Here is a 14,598-nt window from a genome sequence, read left to right as displayed (position 1 = left end):
CGCGGCCGGTGACGCTCCTCGTCACTGGCCCACCCGTCCGTCGACGCACTCGCGCAGCAGGTCGGCGTGTCCGCAGTGGCGGGCGTACTCCTCGATCCTGTGCACCATCAGCTCGCGGACGGCGATCCTGTCCTTCCCCAGGCGCTCGCCCAGGTCCGGATGCGCGGCCAACGCGGCGTCGGTCGCGGCCTGTTCGCGCTCCAGGTCGGCGTACGCGGCGTCGACCAGATCCTGTTCGGCGACGGCCCCGTCGAAGTCCGCGTCCCTCGGGCCGTACAGCTTCGGCACCGGGTCGCCGTCGATCCAGGTGCGCCAGTCCCGTTCCACCTCGACGAGGTGCCGGATCAGGCCGAGCAGCGACATCGTCGACGGCGGAACGGACCGACGGGCCAACTGCTCCGCGTCCAGGCCCTCGCACTTCATGAGGAGGGTCTTGCGGTAGTCCGCCAGGAAGTCCCGCAGTGTCGCGAGCTCACCCTCCGAACCGGCTCCCTGGCTGTTGCGCGGGTCGTCCTCCGGGTCCGCCCACATGTCGGGGTAGGTGGTGGCCAGGCTCCATCGTGCGGGTTCGTCGCTCATGCGCGCCATGGTGGTCCGAGGGGACCCGGCCCGCCACTTCTTTACGGACCGGGGACAGGTGATCACCGCGGGTCCGGCTCCGGCCGGCCCGCCACGGCCGCGCGGACCTCGCTCCAGGGGTCACGCCGAAGGATCCCGGTGTCTCCTCGGGCGTGTGCCCGTCCCGTGCGGAGGACCCGGACCCTCGGCCTGACCGACTCGTCCGCGTCATGGGCGAGGCGTTCGAGCAGGGCAGGCGACGGCTTCCGCTTCATGGCGACCCGGAAGCGGGCGCCGGTACCGGACCCTCGACCAGGTTCCGGGGACCGCCGACGGACCGTGTCGTCCCGGACGACGCCGACCCGCTCGCCGGGAAGCCGGTCGACGGCCTCCGTCCGCACCTGCACGGACGTCTCGTCCGGGCGCCGCCCGTCACGTCCCGAGTCCGCCACGTGCCGTCCGGGGCGGGGGCATTCCTGCCCATTATCCCATCGAAGCGCTTCGACGGATCTCGATGGGACAACCGGCACACGCAATCATGGGCGAACTCACGAACCGGCTTGTCTCCGGAAATCCCGGGGCTACGCCCAGCCCGTTGACATCCTCTCGTCGACCTGCGAGCTTCGAAGCGCTTCAACGATCCAGGTCGGACGGCAGACCGCGGCCCCGGCCGCGTCGCCGGACCTCACGGCCGCGCGCGGCGGTTCCCCACGCCCCGACCCCATTCCTGAGGACGGACATGACGTTCTTCGACAACCCCGTGATACCCGGCTTCAGCCCTGACCCGAGCATCTGCCGGGCCGGCGACGACTACTACGTGGCGACGTCCAGTTTCGAGTACGTCCCCGGGGTGCCGCTGTGGCACAGCCGCGACCTGGTGCACTGGAGGCTGATCGGGCACGCGCTGGACCGGCCCTCGCAGTTGGACCTGCCCGAGACCGTCTCCTCGTCGGACGGGGTGTACGCGCCCACGCTCCGGTACCACGACGGCCTGTTCTGGATGATCACGACCGTCGTCGGCGGGGCGGACACCTTCCTGGTGACCGCTCAGGATCCCGCGGGGCCGTGGTCGGAGCCGGTGCCGGTCGGTATCCCGGGCATCGACCCCGACCTGGCGTGGGAGGAGGACGGCACCTGCTGGTGCGTGTTCTCCTCGGGCGGGATCCACGGGGTGCGCATCGAGCCGAAGACGGGCGAACTCCTGGGTGAGCCCGTGGCGATGTGGTCGGGAAGCGGGCTCCAGTATCCCGAGGGGCCGCACCTCTACCGCATCGGCGACTGGTGGTACCTGCTCCTGTCGGAAGGCGGCACGGAGCGCGGGCACGCCATGTCGGTGGCCAGGGCCCGCACCCTGCCGGGGCCGTTCGAGCCGCACCCCGACAACCCCGTACTGTCCCACCGCAGCACCGGGCACCCGGTGCAGAACACCGGCCACGGCGATCTGGTGCAGGCGCAGGACGGTACGTGGTGGATGGTGCTGCTGGGCACCCGGCCCCGCGGTGACACACCTAAGTTCCACGGTATGGGCCGTGAGACGTTCCTGGTGCCGGTGCGCTGGGAGGACGAGTGGCCGCTGCCCGGCCCGCCGGAACCGCGCGCGCCCGCTCCGGCGCTGACGCCGCACCCCTGGCCGGCCGAGCCGGACCGGGACGACTTCGGCTCCCCAGCGCTCGCACCGTGCTGGGTGACGCCCCGAGGGCACGCCCCGGCCGCCGTCCGCCTCGACGAGCGGCCTGACCATCTGGTGCTGCACGCCGGCAAGGACAGCCTCGATCAGCCCGGGGCGCTCTTCGTGGGACGGCGTCAGCGCGACCCCGACTGCAGCGCGCGTACCTCGGCCGATGTCGCCGAGGGCGGCCGGGCCGGGCTCGCGGTGCGGCTGGACGACGCCCACCACTACCAGGTGGAGAGGGCCGACGGCGTCGTCCGCGCCGTCGCCCGGATCGGCCCGCTGTGCCACACCGTCGCCGAGCGGAGCGTGCCGTCGGGCCCCGTGACCCTGCGGATCGACATCACCACCACCGATGTCCTGCCCCCCACGGTCACGGTCCGCGGCGCCGTCCCGCCGGGCCTGCGCGTCGGCGCTCCTGACACTCTGCGCCTGGGGTACGAGACGGCCGACGGAGACTTCGAGATCCTCGCCGAACTCGACGGCCGCTACCTCACCACGGAGGTCGCCGGGGGCTTCACCGGCCGTGTCGTCGGCATGTACGCCACCCACGGCAGCGCGGCCTTCGACTGGTTCGAACTGCGCTCGGCCTGACGGACGTTCGCCCGACCGGCCCCACGTCCGCCGCGGCGGGGTCGGGCCGGTCGGGGGCGCCGAGCGGCCGGGGTGTCCCTCGGGCAGAGCTCTGACGCCGTTGCTGCGCGACGGGGTGGTGGTCTTCGTCTCGGAGGACGGGAGGGGAGAAGGAGGAGTACCCACTCCTTTCCACTCTCAACATATAGCGCATGGGGGGCCTTGCCGCAAGGCCCCCTCCGTGCCGCAGAATCATCGGCCTGGGCCAGAAGCTGCGGAGTGGGGGGTTGAGGAAGTGCGTGCGCTTTTGTTCATGTACGGGTCACGTGAGGGCGTGGTGGAGCGGCGGGCATCCGGCGCGGAGGCGCAGAGGTGCGCGGCGCCCTCAGCGGCGGTCACGGCGATGCGGCTCGACGCGATCGGCTGAGCGGGACCCCCCGCCCCCACACGCACCACCCGGAACCCTGAACGCGAGAACCCGGACCCCGGCGAGCGCCACTCGTCACGGCCGCCGGATTCGTCACCCCGACAGACACCTTGCCGTGCGCAACACCGGTCCAGACACCTTGCCGTGCGCAACGGTGGCGAGCGACCCCAGATCGGAGCCAACTACGTGAACCCCCTGACCACCAGCGCGTTCGACCTTCCCGACCGCCTCTCCCCCAAGGCCGACCCGGCACTGATCGCCGCCGACGAGAAGCACTTCGCGGCCGTCGCCGAATGCCTGGAGCAGTCGATCGCCGAGCTGACCGACCAGCTCGACACCGAACGCAGGGCTCCCGGCGGCATCGGCAGGCAGGCGATGGACCGGGACATGGAGGTCCACCGGCTGACCACCCGCCTGCGGGCCCTGCGCCGCTTCGGCCTGGACCTGTGCCTCGGGCACATGGTCGGCACGGACGGCCCCGAACCCGTGTACGTCGGGCGGCTCGGCCTCACCGACAGCACGGGCCGCCGACTGCTGCTCGACTGGCGCTCCCCCGCGGCGGAACCGTTCTTCGGGGCCACCCACGGCAACCCGATGGGGCTGGCGAGCCGCCGCAGGTACCGCTGGACGCGCGGAAGGATCAGCGACTACTGGGACGAGGTGTTCACCTCGGACGGCTTCGCGGGGCACGCCGCGCTCGACGACCAGTCCGCCTTCATCGCAAGCCTGGGCAGCAACCGCTCGCCCCGGATGCGGGACGTCCTCGGCACCATCCAGGCCGACCAGGACGCCATCATCCGTGCGGGGTCCCGTGGCGCGCTCGTCGTCGACGGCGGCCCGGGTACGGGGAAGACCGTCGTCGCGCTGCACCGCTCCGCCTACCTCCTCTACTCCGACCCGCGCCTCGGTCACCGGCGGGGCGGCGTGCTGTTCGTCGGCCCGCACCAGCCCTACCTGGGCTACGTCGCCGACGTCCTGCCCAGTCTCGGGGAGGAGGGCGTGCAGACCTGCACGCTGCGGGACCTCGTCCCCGAAGGGGCGTCGGCTGTGTCCGAAAGGGACCCGGACGTGGCCCGCCTGAAGTCGTCCGCGGACCTGGTGAAGGCGGTCGAGGCGGCCGTCGGTTTCTACGAGCAGCCGCCCGCCAAGGGGATGACGGTCTCGACGCAATGGGCCGACCTGCGGCTGAGCGCCGACGACTGGGCCGTGGCCTTCGAGTCGGCGGGCCCGGGGGCTCCGCACAACGAGGCGCGTGACCAGGTGTGGGAGGAGCTGATCACGCTCCTGATGGAGAAGTACGACGGCGACGGCCCGGTCGATCTGATCCGCACGGCCCTCCGGCGGAACGGGGAGTTGCTCACCGCCTTCGACCGCGCGTGGCCGCTGCTGGAAGCGGCCGATGTCGTCGGGGACCTGTGGTCGGTGCCGGCCTATCTGCGCAGGTGCGCCCCCTGGCTCGGCCCCGAGGACGTCCGGCGGCTGCGGCGTGCGGACGCCCAGGCGTGGACGGTGTCCGACCTGCCGGTCCTGGACGCGGCACGGCAGCGGGTCGGCGACCCGGAGGCGTCGCGGCGCAGGCGCCGGAACGAGGCCGCCGTCGCCGCCGAACGCGCGCGCAGGGCCGACGCCATCGACAGCCTGCTGGAGAACACCGAGATCGACGAGAGCGAGGGCGCGGTGGGGATGCTGCGCGGTCGGGACCTTCAGGACACCCTGATCGACGGGAGCGCGCTGTCCGGGGCCGAACCGGACCTGCTCGCCGGCCCGTTCGCCCACATCGTCGTGGACGAGGCCCAGGAACTGACCGACGCGGAGTGGCAGATGCTGCTGCTGCGGTGCCCGTCCCGGAGCTTCACCATCGTCGGGGACCGCGCCCAGGCCCGGCACGGGTTCACGGAGTCCTGGCAGGAACGCCTGGAGCGCGTCGGGCTCGACCGGGTCAGCCTGGCGTCGCTGAGCGTCAACTACCGGACGCCGGAGGAGATCATGACGGAGGCCGAGCCGGTCATCCGGGCCGCGCTCCCGGACGCGAACGTGCCGACCTCCATCCGCAGCGGCGGTGTGCCCGTCGTCCACGGATCGGTGTCGGACCTGAGGCCGGTCCTCGACACGTGGCTGGCCGCGCACGCCGACGGGGTCGCCTGCGTCATCGGCGACCCCTCGTTCCGGTCGACGTCCCGCGTCCGGTCGCTGACCCCGCAGTTGTCGAAGGGGCTCGAATTCGACCTGGTGGTCCTCGTGGACCCCGATTCCTTCGGCACGGGCGTGGAAGGGGCGGTCGACCGCTATGTCGCGATGACCCGGGCGACCCGGCAGCTCGTCGTCCTCACGAGCCCCTGACACAGATCGGAGGTGCCTGGCAGCCGGCTCCGGCTCCCGGCCGACGGGCCCCGCCGGCTCAGTCCCGCCGTCGCTCCGCCGCCGCCTTGATGCCGTTCAGTGTGGCGTCCATGCCCTTGCCGAGTTCGTCCAGGCGATAGGCGACGATCGCCGCCTTCTTCTCGGGGGCGCGCTCGATGTACGCGTTCAGGCCGGTGGGGCCGGGGCCGATGGTGACGGACTGGCGCAGCACCGTGCCGTCGGGGGCCGGGGCAAGGGCGAAGGACCAGGTGGCCATGCGCCGCGCCGGATCCTCGTTGGCCCGGGCGTAGCGGCCGTCGGCATCCAGGACGCACCAGGCGAGGGAGCGTTCGGGCACGAGTTCCGTGACGAGGGAGATGGTGCGCCACGTGCCGTTGCGGGGGTGCTCGTTGCGTCCGGCGTAGCGGGCGCCGACGGCGGGGCAGTAGGCGTCGCCCTGCCACTCCACGTCCACCAGTTCGGGGCTCCATCCGGCCATGGCCTCGATGTCGGCCACGATCTCCCAGACCCGTGCGGGAGCAGCCGCGATGTGGACCTCGCGGTGGGTGGCGGGCAGGTCGGTGTCACGCATGTTCTCCCCCTGTGGAAGCGGTCGTCTGCCACTCCGTACGGGAATCCTGCACGGGCCGAGCGGCTCGGAAACGTACGGGCGGCCAGGGCGACGGGCTCAGTCGCCCGTCGCCCCGTCGGTCCGCTCCCGCGAGAGGTCGGCGTGGCCGTTGTGGCGGCGAGGAGTTCGCCCCGGCGGCTTCGGTTCGAGCCAGACGCCTTCGGTTCGAGCCCCGACACCACGTCAGCGCGGCAGGTCCAGCTCCGCGACGACCGTCTTGCCCACAGGCGCACGGTCGAGGACGTCCCACCGGTCGGCGAGCGCGTCCACCAGGAGCAGGCCCCGCCCGGTCTCCGCGAGCGGCGGCACCGGTGGGTACGGATCGCCCGGGGCGTGCGGCCGGAGTTCGCCCCGGGTGTCGGAGACCGCGATACGCAGCGTCCGGCCGCGAATCCCGGCGGTGACCTCGAAGTCCCGGCCGGGGACCCTGCCGTGCGTGACGGCGTTGGCGGCGAGCTCCGCGACGAGCAGGGCGGCGGTGTCGGACACCTCACTGCCGTGCGGCACGCCCCAGGCGTCGAGTTGGTGCAGCACGAGCCGACGGGCGAGGCGTGCGCCGCGCGGGGTGGAACTGAACCGCTGCGAAAACAGGCGTACAGCGAGCGGCGCCTGAGGGGCCTTGGGAGGGGACGGTGAGGTCATGCGCCCACGATGGCGGCGCTCAGCACCCCTGACCAGCGGCGACGCGCGTACGCCACATCGGCGTACGCACACCCCGGGCGGCCGGTACGCGATGCCGCGCCGGCCCCTCGGATCCCGGGAACGGACGGCACCGGCAACGGGCCGAGGTGGCCCGAGCCGGCCCGCGGTGGCGTGGCGCAGTCGCCATCGCGGGCGCTCCGCGAGCAGCTGTCGGTGGTGGCCCCGCAGTGCGTCCACCTCGTCCACCTGCTCGGACAGGATCCGGCCGATCTCCGGCAGTCCGACGCCCAGCGCCCGTAGTACGAGGATCTGCTGCAACAGCAGGAGCTGGTGCTCCTCGTAGTAGCGGTAACCGTTGGCGCCGACCCGGGCCGGCGGCAGCAGGCCGGTCTCGTCGTAATGGCGCAGTGTCCGGGCGGTCACGCCGGACATCCGGGCCACCTCCGAGATCGGCTGGTCCATCCCGCCTCCCGCACGTGCATCTCGCCGGGCCGGTCTCTCCGGCCCTGGTCACGACCGTAGAAGCTGCCGCAACGGCAACCGCAACCCCCGAGACGGTCACCGGCTGTACCGCCGTGCCATCGGCGCCCGGCCTGCCATGGACGGATCGCGCTGCTACCAGGCGCCTTGAGGGTGAACGTCAGAATGCGGCACCCTCATCACGCGTACGCTGTGACATCGCACGCACACGCTCGGTGGCCACTTCGTGCCGCCCACCGGTGTGTCGATGCGGCAAGGTCAGAAGCGGTACGGCGGGGCTGGTGCGCGCGGAAGGTGGCCGACTGTGGCCTACGAGAACACGGACGACGGCGTTGCGGGAACGGGCACGGGGGCCGGCTCCGAACCGGAGGTGTCGGACAGCCTGCGCACGTTCGGCGCGTTCGTCCAGGCGCTGCGGGAGCACGCGGGCCTCACACGCGAGGAGTTCGGCGACCTGGTGCTCTTCTCCAAGCACACCGTCGCCTCGATCGAGCAGGGCCGCCGGATGCCGGACGGCGACTTCGTGGAACGGGCGGAAGCGGCACTCGGGAACACGGGTGCGCTACGGAAGGCTGCGCCCCATCTTACGAGGCAGGCCGGGCTGGCGAGTTGGTTCCGACAGTGGGCGCGGCTGGAGACACAGGCAGTGACCCTGTGGACCTACGAGTGCCGGGTCGTTCCCGGACTGCTCCAGACCGAACGGTACGCCCGGGCCGTGACTGTCGGCGTGCCGCCTGTGAAGGACCAGCCCCAAGTGGCGAAGCAGGTGACAGCTCGGCTTGAACGCCATCAGCTCTTCGAGCGCAGGCCACCAATCGCGTTCAGCTTCATCATCGAACAGGCTCTTCTTGAGCGCGGTACGGGAGGTCCTGACGTGGTGCGTGAGTTGCTCGACAGCCTTGTGGAGCGGTCGTTGCAGTTCAATATCGAGTTGCAGGTCATGCCGCGATACCAGCCCGACCACGCCGGATTCGACGGCCCGTTGATGCTCCTGGAATCACAGGACAACAAGTGGTTCGGCTACGCGGAGGGGCAGCGTGGCGGCATGCTGATCTCGGACCCGAAGGAGGTCAGCATCACCCTCCAGCGGTATGCGAAACTGCGCTCGCAGGCTCTCACCTCCGAGGACTCCAGGAGCCTGCTCAAGCAACTGCGAGGAGCGCTATGAGCAGCATCGACGAACGGGCTTGGTTCAAGAGCAGCTACAGCGGTTCCGACGGAGACGCCTGTATCGAGGTGGCAAAGGGAACCCAGGCGGTCCGTGTCCGGGACTCCAAGGATCACCTCAGCCCCGAACTCTCCCTCTCCCCCACCGCATGGGACGACTTCGTCGCCTACGCGGCGCAAGGCTGACCCGGCCCCCACGCCCCGCGCCGGACCCGTCCCGCGCGGGGCGCTGCCGTTCGTACCCGCTGATCGCCGTCCGCTCCCGTCCCATTTCTACGTAGAGAAATACGTACTCTTCCGGATGAGTTCGGGGCCGCGCCTTGCGATGGTGGTGACACCGTCGGCCGTGGACAGGCCGGCACCGAGGGGAGCGAACGTGGAGTTGTCCCGGACAGGCAGAACCATGCGTGCGGCGAGGTGGGGTACGGGTGTGGTGCTCGTCCTCGGCTCGCTGGCCGGATGTGGCAGCGGGGACGGGAAGGCGTCCGCCGATGCCGCAGGCAAGCCGACGGCGGCTGCCGCACCGACGAACGGGCCGGGTGACTACCGTCCGCCGACGGATCTCTGCCCCGAGGTCGACTTCGGCCCCCTGACCGCCGCCGTCGCACCCAAGGACGGTCCGCCGAAGGGGCAGCGGACGGGTTCCGATCCGGCGACGGGCAAGGGTGCCGCCTGCCTGCAGGGCTTCAAGGCGGCAGCGACGAAGGCGGATGGCCGTTCCGTCATCTACTGCACCGCGTGGAAGGACGTGGCCACCGCGATCAAGCAGTACGAGTACGCGCTGTCCTCGGCTCCCGAGGAAGCGCGGGGCCCGGTGGTGAAGGTGCCCGGTCTCGGCGGCGGGGCTTTCCGCTACGAGAACGTCAAGGAGGCCGTGGCGTTCCGTAGCGACCTCCGGCTCGTGGTCCGGGACAGCAACCTGGAGTGCGAGGTCCAGGTACAGAGCCTTCCCCTTCTGACGGATCAACAGGTTTCGGCGGCCTGGCCTGCCATGGCGGAGACCGCCCGTGCGCTGATGCCCAAGCTGCGTTCCTGACCCGGCGGCGGAGCGGACGACCTGGTGCCGTGACCGCGTAGGCCGATCCGCTCCTACGACCCGTTCAGAACCGGAAGCCGATCACGCCGAAGCCGGGTAGCGCCTTCGCGCGCCGCATCCAGCCCAGGCACTGCGCGACGGCCTTGGTGACTTCCGGCTCCTGCGGCGGAGTCCGGCCAGGCTCGGGGCCCTTGCGTGCGGTGGCCTCGTACTGTTCCAGGGCCTGGGTGACGCGATCGTGCGTCCAGTCCCCGCAGCCCGGAGTGGAGGTGCGCGGCAGCGGAGCGGGCGGGCCGCCGTGACTGAAGGACTCCAGGGACACGGCGGTGATACCCAGCGCGCCCAGCCCCTGGTCGACGGCCGAAAGCCAGTCGCCCCGGTGCGGGGTGAAGCAGTCGTTGGGCAGGAACGCGCCGGAGAACGAGCACAGCCGCTCGTAGGCGTAGCCGTACTGGAAGGCGTGGCGCCGGTTCTCGCTGAAGGGTCCGCCGTGGATGACCGCGCGCAGCGCCGCCTCCGCCGTGGGGGCGCCCTGCTCGATCTCGTGGCTGTGACAGTCGTCGTCGTCGGCCATGTCGGCCGCGAAGCGGTCGCGTATCGCCTTCAGCAGCTGGTCGTCACGGGATCCGACCAGGGCACGCGTGGCCGTCACGTCGAGCAGGTAGAGGCTCAGGGAAGAACTCATGGGACGAACCTATGGGAGGAGGAACAGACCTCAGGAGCTGAGGTCCAGCGGCCGCAGGAAGCGGCGCTCGTATCGCTTGATGCAGCGCGTGTTGCGCGCCAGTTCGAAGGCATCCTGGCACTCCGGGTCGGTCATGCTGTCCGTGCGGTACTGCTCGTACGCGGCGAAGCTGGGAAAGGAGAAGAGGGCGTACGCGATGTCGCTGTCGCCCTCACTCGGCAGGAAGTAGCCGTGGTGCGTCCCGCCGAACCGGTTGACGAGCCCGACCCAGCGGCGGCCGTACTCCTCGAAGTCCTCCAGCTTGTCGGCGTCGATCTCGTACTTCAGATGAATGGTGATCACGCCCCCATGATGCTGCATGCCGGTACGGGGCCTCAGCCCCGATCGTTCACGAGTCGGCGTTGCGCCGCCGGCGCGCGCGCTCGAACTCGGCGACATCCGATATCCAGGAGCCGTGCTGGTCGAGTGCGGCGCAGCCGCCGCGGACGAAGGCGCTCACCAGGTTCCGGTACCCGCCGATCCCGTCGACCAGGCTGTACTCGACCCGGTACTCCGGGTCCGTCCCGTCTTCACCCGCGCGCGCCGTCGTGATCCGGGCGACGGAGTCCGCGTAGAACTGGAGCTGGATCCCTTCGCCCATCTCCTCGTCCTCGATGGTGAACACTTCGTTGTCCGCGGCGGAGCGCTCGCCGACGAAGTCCCAGAACTCCGCGGTGGCGGTGCGGGCATCGTCCCGGAGCCACTTCTTCTCGGTGCCCTTGTCGTCGGTGAACGACAGGGCCGTCTTCCTCGCACCTCCGCCGAAGTCGGCGCGGTCGTCGGCAGCCTCCTCGTCCTCCTCCATGGGTGTGTTCCTGGTGCGGTCCGTGGCCTCCGAGCACATCAGGAAGCTCACGGTGCGCACCGCGTCGTCGACGAGCTCGGGGTGTGCTCGGCGCACGGCCGCGTCGACCGTCTTCGCCATCCGGTCCCAGTCGCCCTTGTCCGTGGCGCGCTTTCCCCGTCGCGGATCGCGGCCGATCCGCATCCCGGCGCACGCCTGCTCGGCCGTGGCGATCACGCGCATGACCTCGGGCAGCTGCGCGGGTTCGACGGCATCGGGCGTCCGCCTCGGAATCGTCGCGCCGTGCACGTACTGGTTCGTGTACTTCAGGACCGCGGCGTCGAGCGGGCCGAGCACTACTCCGCGCTCGGTGCGACGGCGGTCCGCGTGGTACTCCTGAGCTCGTTTCCCGTTGGAGGTCTCCGTCGCCGCGCGCATCGCCGCGCAGACCTGACCGCGATCGAGGAGAGCGGTGTCGGCTCCATGGGCGACGAGCCGGCCCCTGTCCCACCGGATGTGCTGGAAGAGCGCGTCGACGTCCGTGGGCGCGGAGAGGAGGACCGGGTCCAGGAGCGCGACGGCGGCGTCCTCGTCGAGCCGGCCCCGGGTTCCGGCGGCGTCGCACAGCGGAAGGACCGCGCTCCACAGCAGCAGGTGTCTGGCCAGGTCCTCCCGGATCACCGCGAGATGGGCTTCCCCGATCGGGAACGTGAAGGTGCGAGGGTCGTGGTTGGCGTCGGCCCCGGCACCGAGCATCAGTTTCAGCTGGCCGTCCTCGCGGATCACGTTCGGGATCCAGCCGCTCCTGCGCGTGAAAACGGTGTCTCTCATGGGCTCAGTCTTCCGCATCGGACGAGACCGGCGAGTCCTGCCCGTGTCCCGATCCGGCCGGCCAGGTCCGCGATGCCGCTGAGCGGATCCGGGCGGCGAGACAGTGCTGAAGGCGTTGTCACAGGCGGTGGATACCCTGCGGGGATGAGTAACGCGATGTGGGATGCCCTGGCAGCGACACCCCTCCCTGAAGTGCGGCGCCGCGCGGCCGTCCTGGACGAGCTCGCCGAGGTCGAACCGGTGACGGTGACCGGCGCACACCGTCTGGCCTGGAACGACGGCGGTGGCCAGTCGGCGGTCTGGTACTTCGCGGAGGACGGCCGCGTGCTGCTGTTGACGTTCGACCACGAGTCGGACCTGAATCTGTACGCGGAGGAGGATTTCGCCCTTCAGGAGTCCTTGTACGAGGGCGTCCCCGAATCCCTCGTCGCCCTGGTCCGCGACCGTCCCGAGAACTACGAGTCGCTGAACCTCACGGACCCCGCGACGGGCCGGGCGATTCACTACGCGGGCGGAGTCTTCTGGTACGACGGCACGCGCTGGCACATCGCCGACGGCCTGGCGGAGTACTGCCGCCGCGAGGACGCGGACCTCTTCGGCGAGTCCGGCTTCGACTACTGCCTGCGCTTCTACCGCTTCGGCCAGGACTTCACCCCGGAGACGGTCGTGGGGATCCGGGACGAGGACGAGGACGCGAAGGAGAAGGCCGCGGACCTGCTCTCACGGGTTCGTGAAGCCTTCTCCCGGCACGGCTAGGGCCGTTTTCGTCGGTCATCCGGCTGACCGGACGACCGTGCCGGTCCTCCTCGGTGGGGTCCTCGCGGAGGGCATCATCGAAGGGCTCGGCATCACACAGACCGGAACCGCGGTGGGGACAGGGGCCTCGTGACCGAGATCGAGCAGGCTGAGCAGCCGATCTCGGACGGTCTGTCCGTCATGCAGACGCTTGAGCGCGTTCTCGGTCACACGTATTCCGAGAAGACTCCGCAGTGGGCAGATCTCGGCTTTCCCGTGATCGACCGGGGCAGGTTCGCGATCTTTCCGCTCGCGGTGGCCCGTGCGCAGGAGGACGGCGACTCCGGAAAGCGCCTGTCGGACATGGAGCACAGCCTGCGGCGCAGCTGCGTCCACTTCTTCGGTGGCGACGACTTCCACGCGGAGATGGAGCTCGGCGCCGAGGACGGATACGGCCGGAAGCTCGCTGACGCCGGAGCCTTCGTCACCGGACCGCCCTGGAACTGCCTGTGGTGTATCCAGCGCTTTGCCGTGGTCCTCGCGCACTCGGTCGATCAGCACCGCGTGTGGGAGACCCTGGCCCTCCACATCGTGCCGAAGGGCTGGGTCCGGTACCGCCCGGTCAACTCGGGTACACGACGCGAGGCGTCCCGCTACCGGCGGATCATCAGGGAACGGGACGCCGCCGACGTGGTCTGGTCGTGGCCGTCGTCGGTTCCGGGCGAATGAGAGGCCGGGCGTGTGGTGTCCGGTCCTTCGCCCGACGGGGCACGGTGCTCGCGCGGACCCACGCGGCTGAGCGCCGGGCCGGGGCTCAGCGGGTGAGGCCGGCGATCACCTCGACGGCGCGGTCGATCTCCGCCTCGGTGTTGTAGTAGTGCGGGGAGAGCCGTACCAGCGGGTGCACGTCGCGGATCTCGGAGTCGAACTGGGTGTGTTCGGCGACGGTCGTGGTGACGTTGATGTGCTGGGCGGCCAGCGCGGCGGCGACGTCCGCGGTCGGGATTCCGTCGACCTTCGCCGTCACGATGGCGCACTTCTCCGTCCCCTGGTCGTGCGTGGTGACGCCGGGCAGGGCGTCCAGCCGTCGGCGCAGGAGGTCGCCGAGTGCGAAGGCGCGCTTCCCGATCTGGTCCATGCCGAGATCGAGAGCCTGGCGCACGGCCGAGTCCAGCCCCAGGACGTTGGCGTACGCCATCTCCCAGGTGGCGAACCGTCGTGCGCCGGGCTGCCAGGTGAAGCCGCGTCCGCCGTCCCAGTTCGCCGACTCGATCTCCACGACGGACGGTTCGAGGCGGTCGAGCGCGTCGCTGCTGACCCACAGGAAGCCGGTCCCCCGCGGCCCGCGCAGGAATTTACGGCCGGTCGCGGTGAGCATGTCGCAGCCGATCTCGCGTACGTCGACGGGGAACTGACCGACGGACTGGGTGGCGTCCAGCAGGAAGGGCACCCCGGCGGCCCGGGTGATCCGGCCGATCTCGGCGGCCGGGTTGACCAGGCCCCCGCTGGTGGGGACGTGACTGACGCCGACCAGCGCGGTGCGCTCGTCGATGAGGGCGGCCAGCGCGGTGGTGTCCAGCCGGCCCGAGGCGTCGTCGGGGACCACGACGATCTCGGCGCCCGTGCGCCGGGCGGCCTGGAGGTAGGCCAGGACGTTGCTGCCGTACTCGGCGCGGCCCGTCAGGACGCGGGCGCCGGGGCTGAGTTCGAGGGCGTGGAACGCGGCGTTCCAGGCCTGTGTGGAGTTACCGAACAGCGCCACCTCGTCGGCCCGGCCGCCGATCAGCTCCGCGACACTCCCGTACGTCGCGCCGATCCGCTCCTGCTCCTGGTCTGCCGCCTCGTAGCCGCCGACAGCCGCTTCGAGCTCCAGGTGCGCGGTGATCGCGCGCAGCGTCCGCCGGGACATCAGGCCCGCCCCGGCGTTGTTGAGGTGGACCCGGCCGGTGGTGCCCGGGGTGTCGTGGCGGAGGGCTTCGATGTCCATGCGGGTGCCTTCTC

At 71.0% G+C, this 14,598-nt stretch carries 15 protein-coding genes; 7 read left to right on the top strand and 8 right to left on the bottom strand.

From position 1 onward, the window contains the following. Nucleotides 1-21 precede the first annotated feature (21 nt). Nucleotides 22-588: a DinB family protein gene (locus tag ACFWVP_RS05435; protein WP_384493797.1), complete on the bottom strand. Its 567-nt coding sequence runs from the start codon at nucleotides 586-588 to the stop codon at nucleotides 22-24. A 53-nt stretch (nucleotides 589-641) separates the two neighbouring features. Continuing rightward, nucleotides 642-1,010 carry a hypothetical protein gene (locus ACFWVP_RS05430; protein ID WP_384493796.1) on the bottom strand — a complete coding sequence of 123 codons (369 nt, stop codon included), beginning with the start codon at nucleotides 1,008-1,010 and terminating at the stop codon, nucleotides 642-644. A 287-nt stretch (nucleotides 1,011-1,297) separates the two neighbouring features. On the opposite strand from ACFWVP_RS05430, the gene ACFWVP_RS05425 reads away from it, so the two are divergent. Both ACFWVP_RS05425 and helR read left to right on the top strand, forming a co-directional pair. Next, on the top strand, nucleotides 1,298-2,821 hold the full coding sequence (locus tag ACFWVP_RS05425; RefSeq protein WP_384493794.1) for a glycoside hydrolase family 43 protein: 1,524 nt from the start codon (nucleotides 1,298-1,300) through the stop codon (nucleotides 2,819-2,821). 592 nt (nucleotides 2,822-3,413) lie between these two features. Beyond that, nucleotides 3,414-5,567, top strand: coding sequence for an RNA polymerase recycling motor ATPase HelR (gene helR, locus ACFWVP_RS05420; protein WP_384493792.1), 2,154 nt, complete (start codon nucleotides 3,414-3,416; stop codon nucleotides 5,565-5,567). A gap of 58 nt (nucleotides 5,568-5,625) precedes the next feature. Here the strand turns inward: helR and ACFWVP_RS05415 are convergent, their stop codons facing one another. Together ACFWVP_RS05415 and ACFWVP_RS05410 are read right to left on the bottom strand one after the other, a co-directional pair. Further along, nucleotides 5,626-6,159 carry an SRPBCC family protein gene (locus ACFWVP_RS05415; protein WP_384493790.1) on the bottom strand — a complete coding sequence of 178 codons (534 nt, stop codon included), beginning with the start codon at nucleotides 6,157-6,159 and terminating at the stop codon, nucleotides 5,626-5,628. Between the two features lie 222 nt (nucleotides 6,160-6,381). Continuing rightward, entirely contained in the window at nucleotides 6,382-7,302 is a 921-nt protein-coding gene (locus ACFWVP_RS05410) for a MerR family transcriptional regulator (RefSeq protein ID WP_384493788.1), read from the bottom strand. Nucleotides 7,303-7,624: 322 nt separating this feature from the next. On the opposite strand from ACFWVP_RS05410, the gene ACFWVP_RS05405 reads away from it, so the two are divergent. From ACFWVP_RS05405 to ACFWVP_RS05395, 3 genes are all read left to right on the top strand, one after another. Next, the gene (locus ACFWVP_RS05405; RefSeq protein ID WP_384493786.1) at nucleotides 7,625-8,488 is read left to right on the top strand and encodes a Scr1 family TA system antitoxin-like transcriptional regulator; all 864 of its coding nucleotides are present in this window, start codon (nucleotides 7,625-7,627) and stop codon (nucleotides 8,486-8,488) included. Continuing rightward, the gene (locus tag ACFWVP_RS05400; protein WP_384493785.1) at nucleotides 8,485-8,673 is read left to right on the top strand and encodes a DUF397 domain-containing protein; all 189 of its coding nucleotides are present in this window, start codon (nucleotides 8,485-8,487) and stop codon (nucleotides 8,671-8,673) included. The genes ACFWVP_RS05405 and ACFWVP_RS05400 overlap by 4 nt, the downstream gene beginning before the upstream one ends. Nucleotides 8,674-8,890: 217 nt before the next feature. Further along, nucleotides 8,891-9,523 (top strand): hypothetical protein, encoded by a 633-nt coding sequence (locus tag ACFWVP_RS05395; RefSeq protein WP_384493784.1) that lies wholly within the window; start codon nucleotides 8,891-8,893, stop codon nucleotides 9,521-9,523. A 64-nt stretch (nucleotides 9,524-9,587) separates the two neighbouring features. Here ACFWVP_RS05395 and ACFWVP_RS05390 read toward each other — a convergent pair whose 3' ends face one another. Genes ACFWVP_RS05390 through ACFWVP_RS05380 form a run of 3 tightly spaced genes read right to left on the bottom strand, consistent with a single transcriptional unit; the run spans nucleotide 9,588 to nucleotide 11,862 of the window. Beyond that, nucleotides 9,588-10,208 carry a hypothetical protein gene (locus ACFWVP_RS05390; protein WP_384493782.1) on the bottom strand — a complete coding sequence of 207 codons (621 nt, stop codon included), beginning with the start codon at nucleotides 10,206-10,208 and terminating at the stop codon, nucleotides 9,588-9,590. A gap of 30 nt (nucleotides 10,209-10,238) precedes the next feature. Beyond that, nucleotides 10,239-10,550: an NIPSNAP family protein gene (locus tag ACFWVP_RS05385; protein ID WP_384493781.1), complete on the bottom strand. Its 312-nt coding sequence runs from the start codon at nucleotides 10,548-10,550 to the stop codon at nucleotides 10,239-10,241. 46 nt (nucleotides 10,551-10,596) lie between these two features. Beyond that, nucleotides 10,597-11,862 (bottom strand): DUF6357 family protein, encoded by a 1,266-nt coding sequence (locus ACFWVP_RS05380; RefSeq protein WP_384493780.1) that lies wholly within the window; start codon nucleotides 11,860-11,862, stop codon nucleotides 10,597-10,599. A gap of 144 nt (nucleotides 11,863-12,006) precedes the next feature. On the opposite strand from ACFWVP_RS05380, the gene ACFWVP_RS05375 reads away from it, so the two are divergent. Then, nucleotides 12,007-12,618 carry a hypothetical protein gene (locus ACFWVP_RS05375; RefSeq protein WP_384493779.1) on the top strand — a complete coding sequence of 204 codons (612 nt, stop codon included), beginning with the start codon at nucleotides 12,007-12,009 and terminating at the stop codon, nucleotides 12,616-12,618. A 129-nt stretch (nucleotides 12,619-12,747) separates the two neighbouring features. Further along, nucleotides 12,748-13,326, top strand: a complete 579-nt coding sequence (locus ACFWVP_RS05370) for a hypothetical protein (protein ID WP_384493777.1) — start codon at nucleotides 12,748-12,750, stop codon at nucleotides 13,324-13,326. Nucleotides 13,327-13,411: 85 nt separating this feature from the next. Here the strand turns inward: ACFWVP_RS05370 and ACFWVP_RS05365 are convergent, their stop codons facing one another. Next, nucleotides 13,412-14,584 (bottom strand): aminotransferase class V-fold PLP-dependent enzyme, encoded by a 1,173-nt coding sequence (locus tag ACFWVP_RS05365; RefSeq protein WP_384493776.1) that lies wholly within the window; start codon nucleotides 14,582-14,584, stop codon nucleotides 13,412-13,414. Between the last annotated feature and the right edge of the window lie 14 nt (nucleotides 14,585-14,598).

The sequence above is a fragment of the Streptomyces sp. NPDC058637 genome (assembly GCF_042717325.1).
Lineage (GTDB): Bacteria > Actinomycetota > Actinomycetes > Streptomycetales > Streptomycetaceae > Streptomyces.
This window is presented reverse-complemented; position numbering and strand designations above follow the sequence as displayed.

What these genes read in the sequence shown, in the direction of transcription:
- ACFWVP_RS05395 (WP_384493784.1), top strand. Translation starts at nt 8,891, where the DNA reads ATGCGTGCGGCGAGGTGGGGTACGGGTGTGGTGCTCGTCCTCGGCTCG.
- ACFWVP_RS05390 (WP_384493782.1), bottom strand. Translation starts at nt 10,208, where the DNA reads ATGAGTTCTTCCCTGAGCCTCTACCTGCTCGACGTGACGGCCACGCGT.
- ACFWVP_RS05375 (WP_384493779.1), top strand. Translation starts at nt 12,007, where the DNA reads ATGAGTAACGCGATGTGGGATGCCCTGGCAGCGACACCCCTCCCTGAA.
- ACFWVP_RS05380 (WP_384493780.1), bottom strand. Translation starts at nt 11,862, where the DNA reads ATGAGAGACACCGTTTTCACGCGCAGGAGCGGCTGGATCCCGAACGTG.
- ACFWVP_RS05425 (WP_384493794.1), top strand. Translation starts at nt 1,298, where the DNA reads ATGACGTTCTTCGACAACCCCGTGATACCCGGCTTCAGCCCTGACCCG.
- ACFWVP_RS05365 (WP_384493776.1), bottom strand. Translation starts at nt 14,584, where the DNA reads ATGGACATCGAAGCCCTCCGCCACGACACCCCGGGCACCACCGGCCGG.
- ACFWVP_RS05435 (WP_384493797.1), bottom strand. Translation starts at nt 588, where the DNA reads ATGGCGCGCATGAGCGACGAACCCGCACGATGGAGCCTGGCCACCACC.
- ACFWVP_RS05410 (WP_384493788.1), bottom strand. Translation starts at nt 7,302, where the DNA reads ATGGACCAGCCGATCTCGGAGGTGGCCCGGATGTCCGGCGTGACCGCC.
- ACFWVP_RS05400 (WP_384493785.1), top strand. Translation starts at nt 8,485, where the DNA reads ATGAGCAGCATCGACGAACGGGCTTGGTTCAAGAGCAGCTACAGCGGT.
- ACFWVP_RS05415 (WP_384493790.1), bottom strand. Translation starts at nt 6,159, where the DNA reads ATGCGTGACACCGACCTGCCCGCCACCCACCGCGAGGTCCACATCGCG.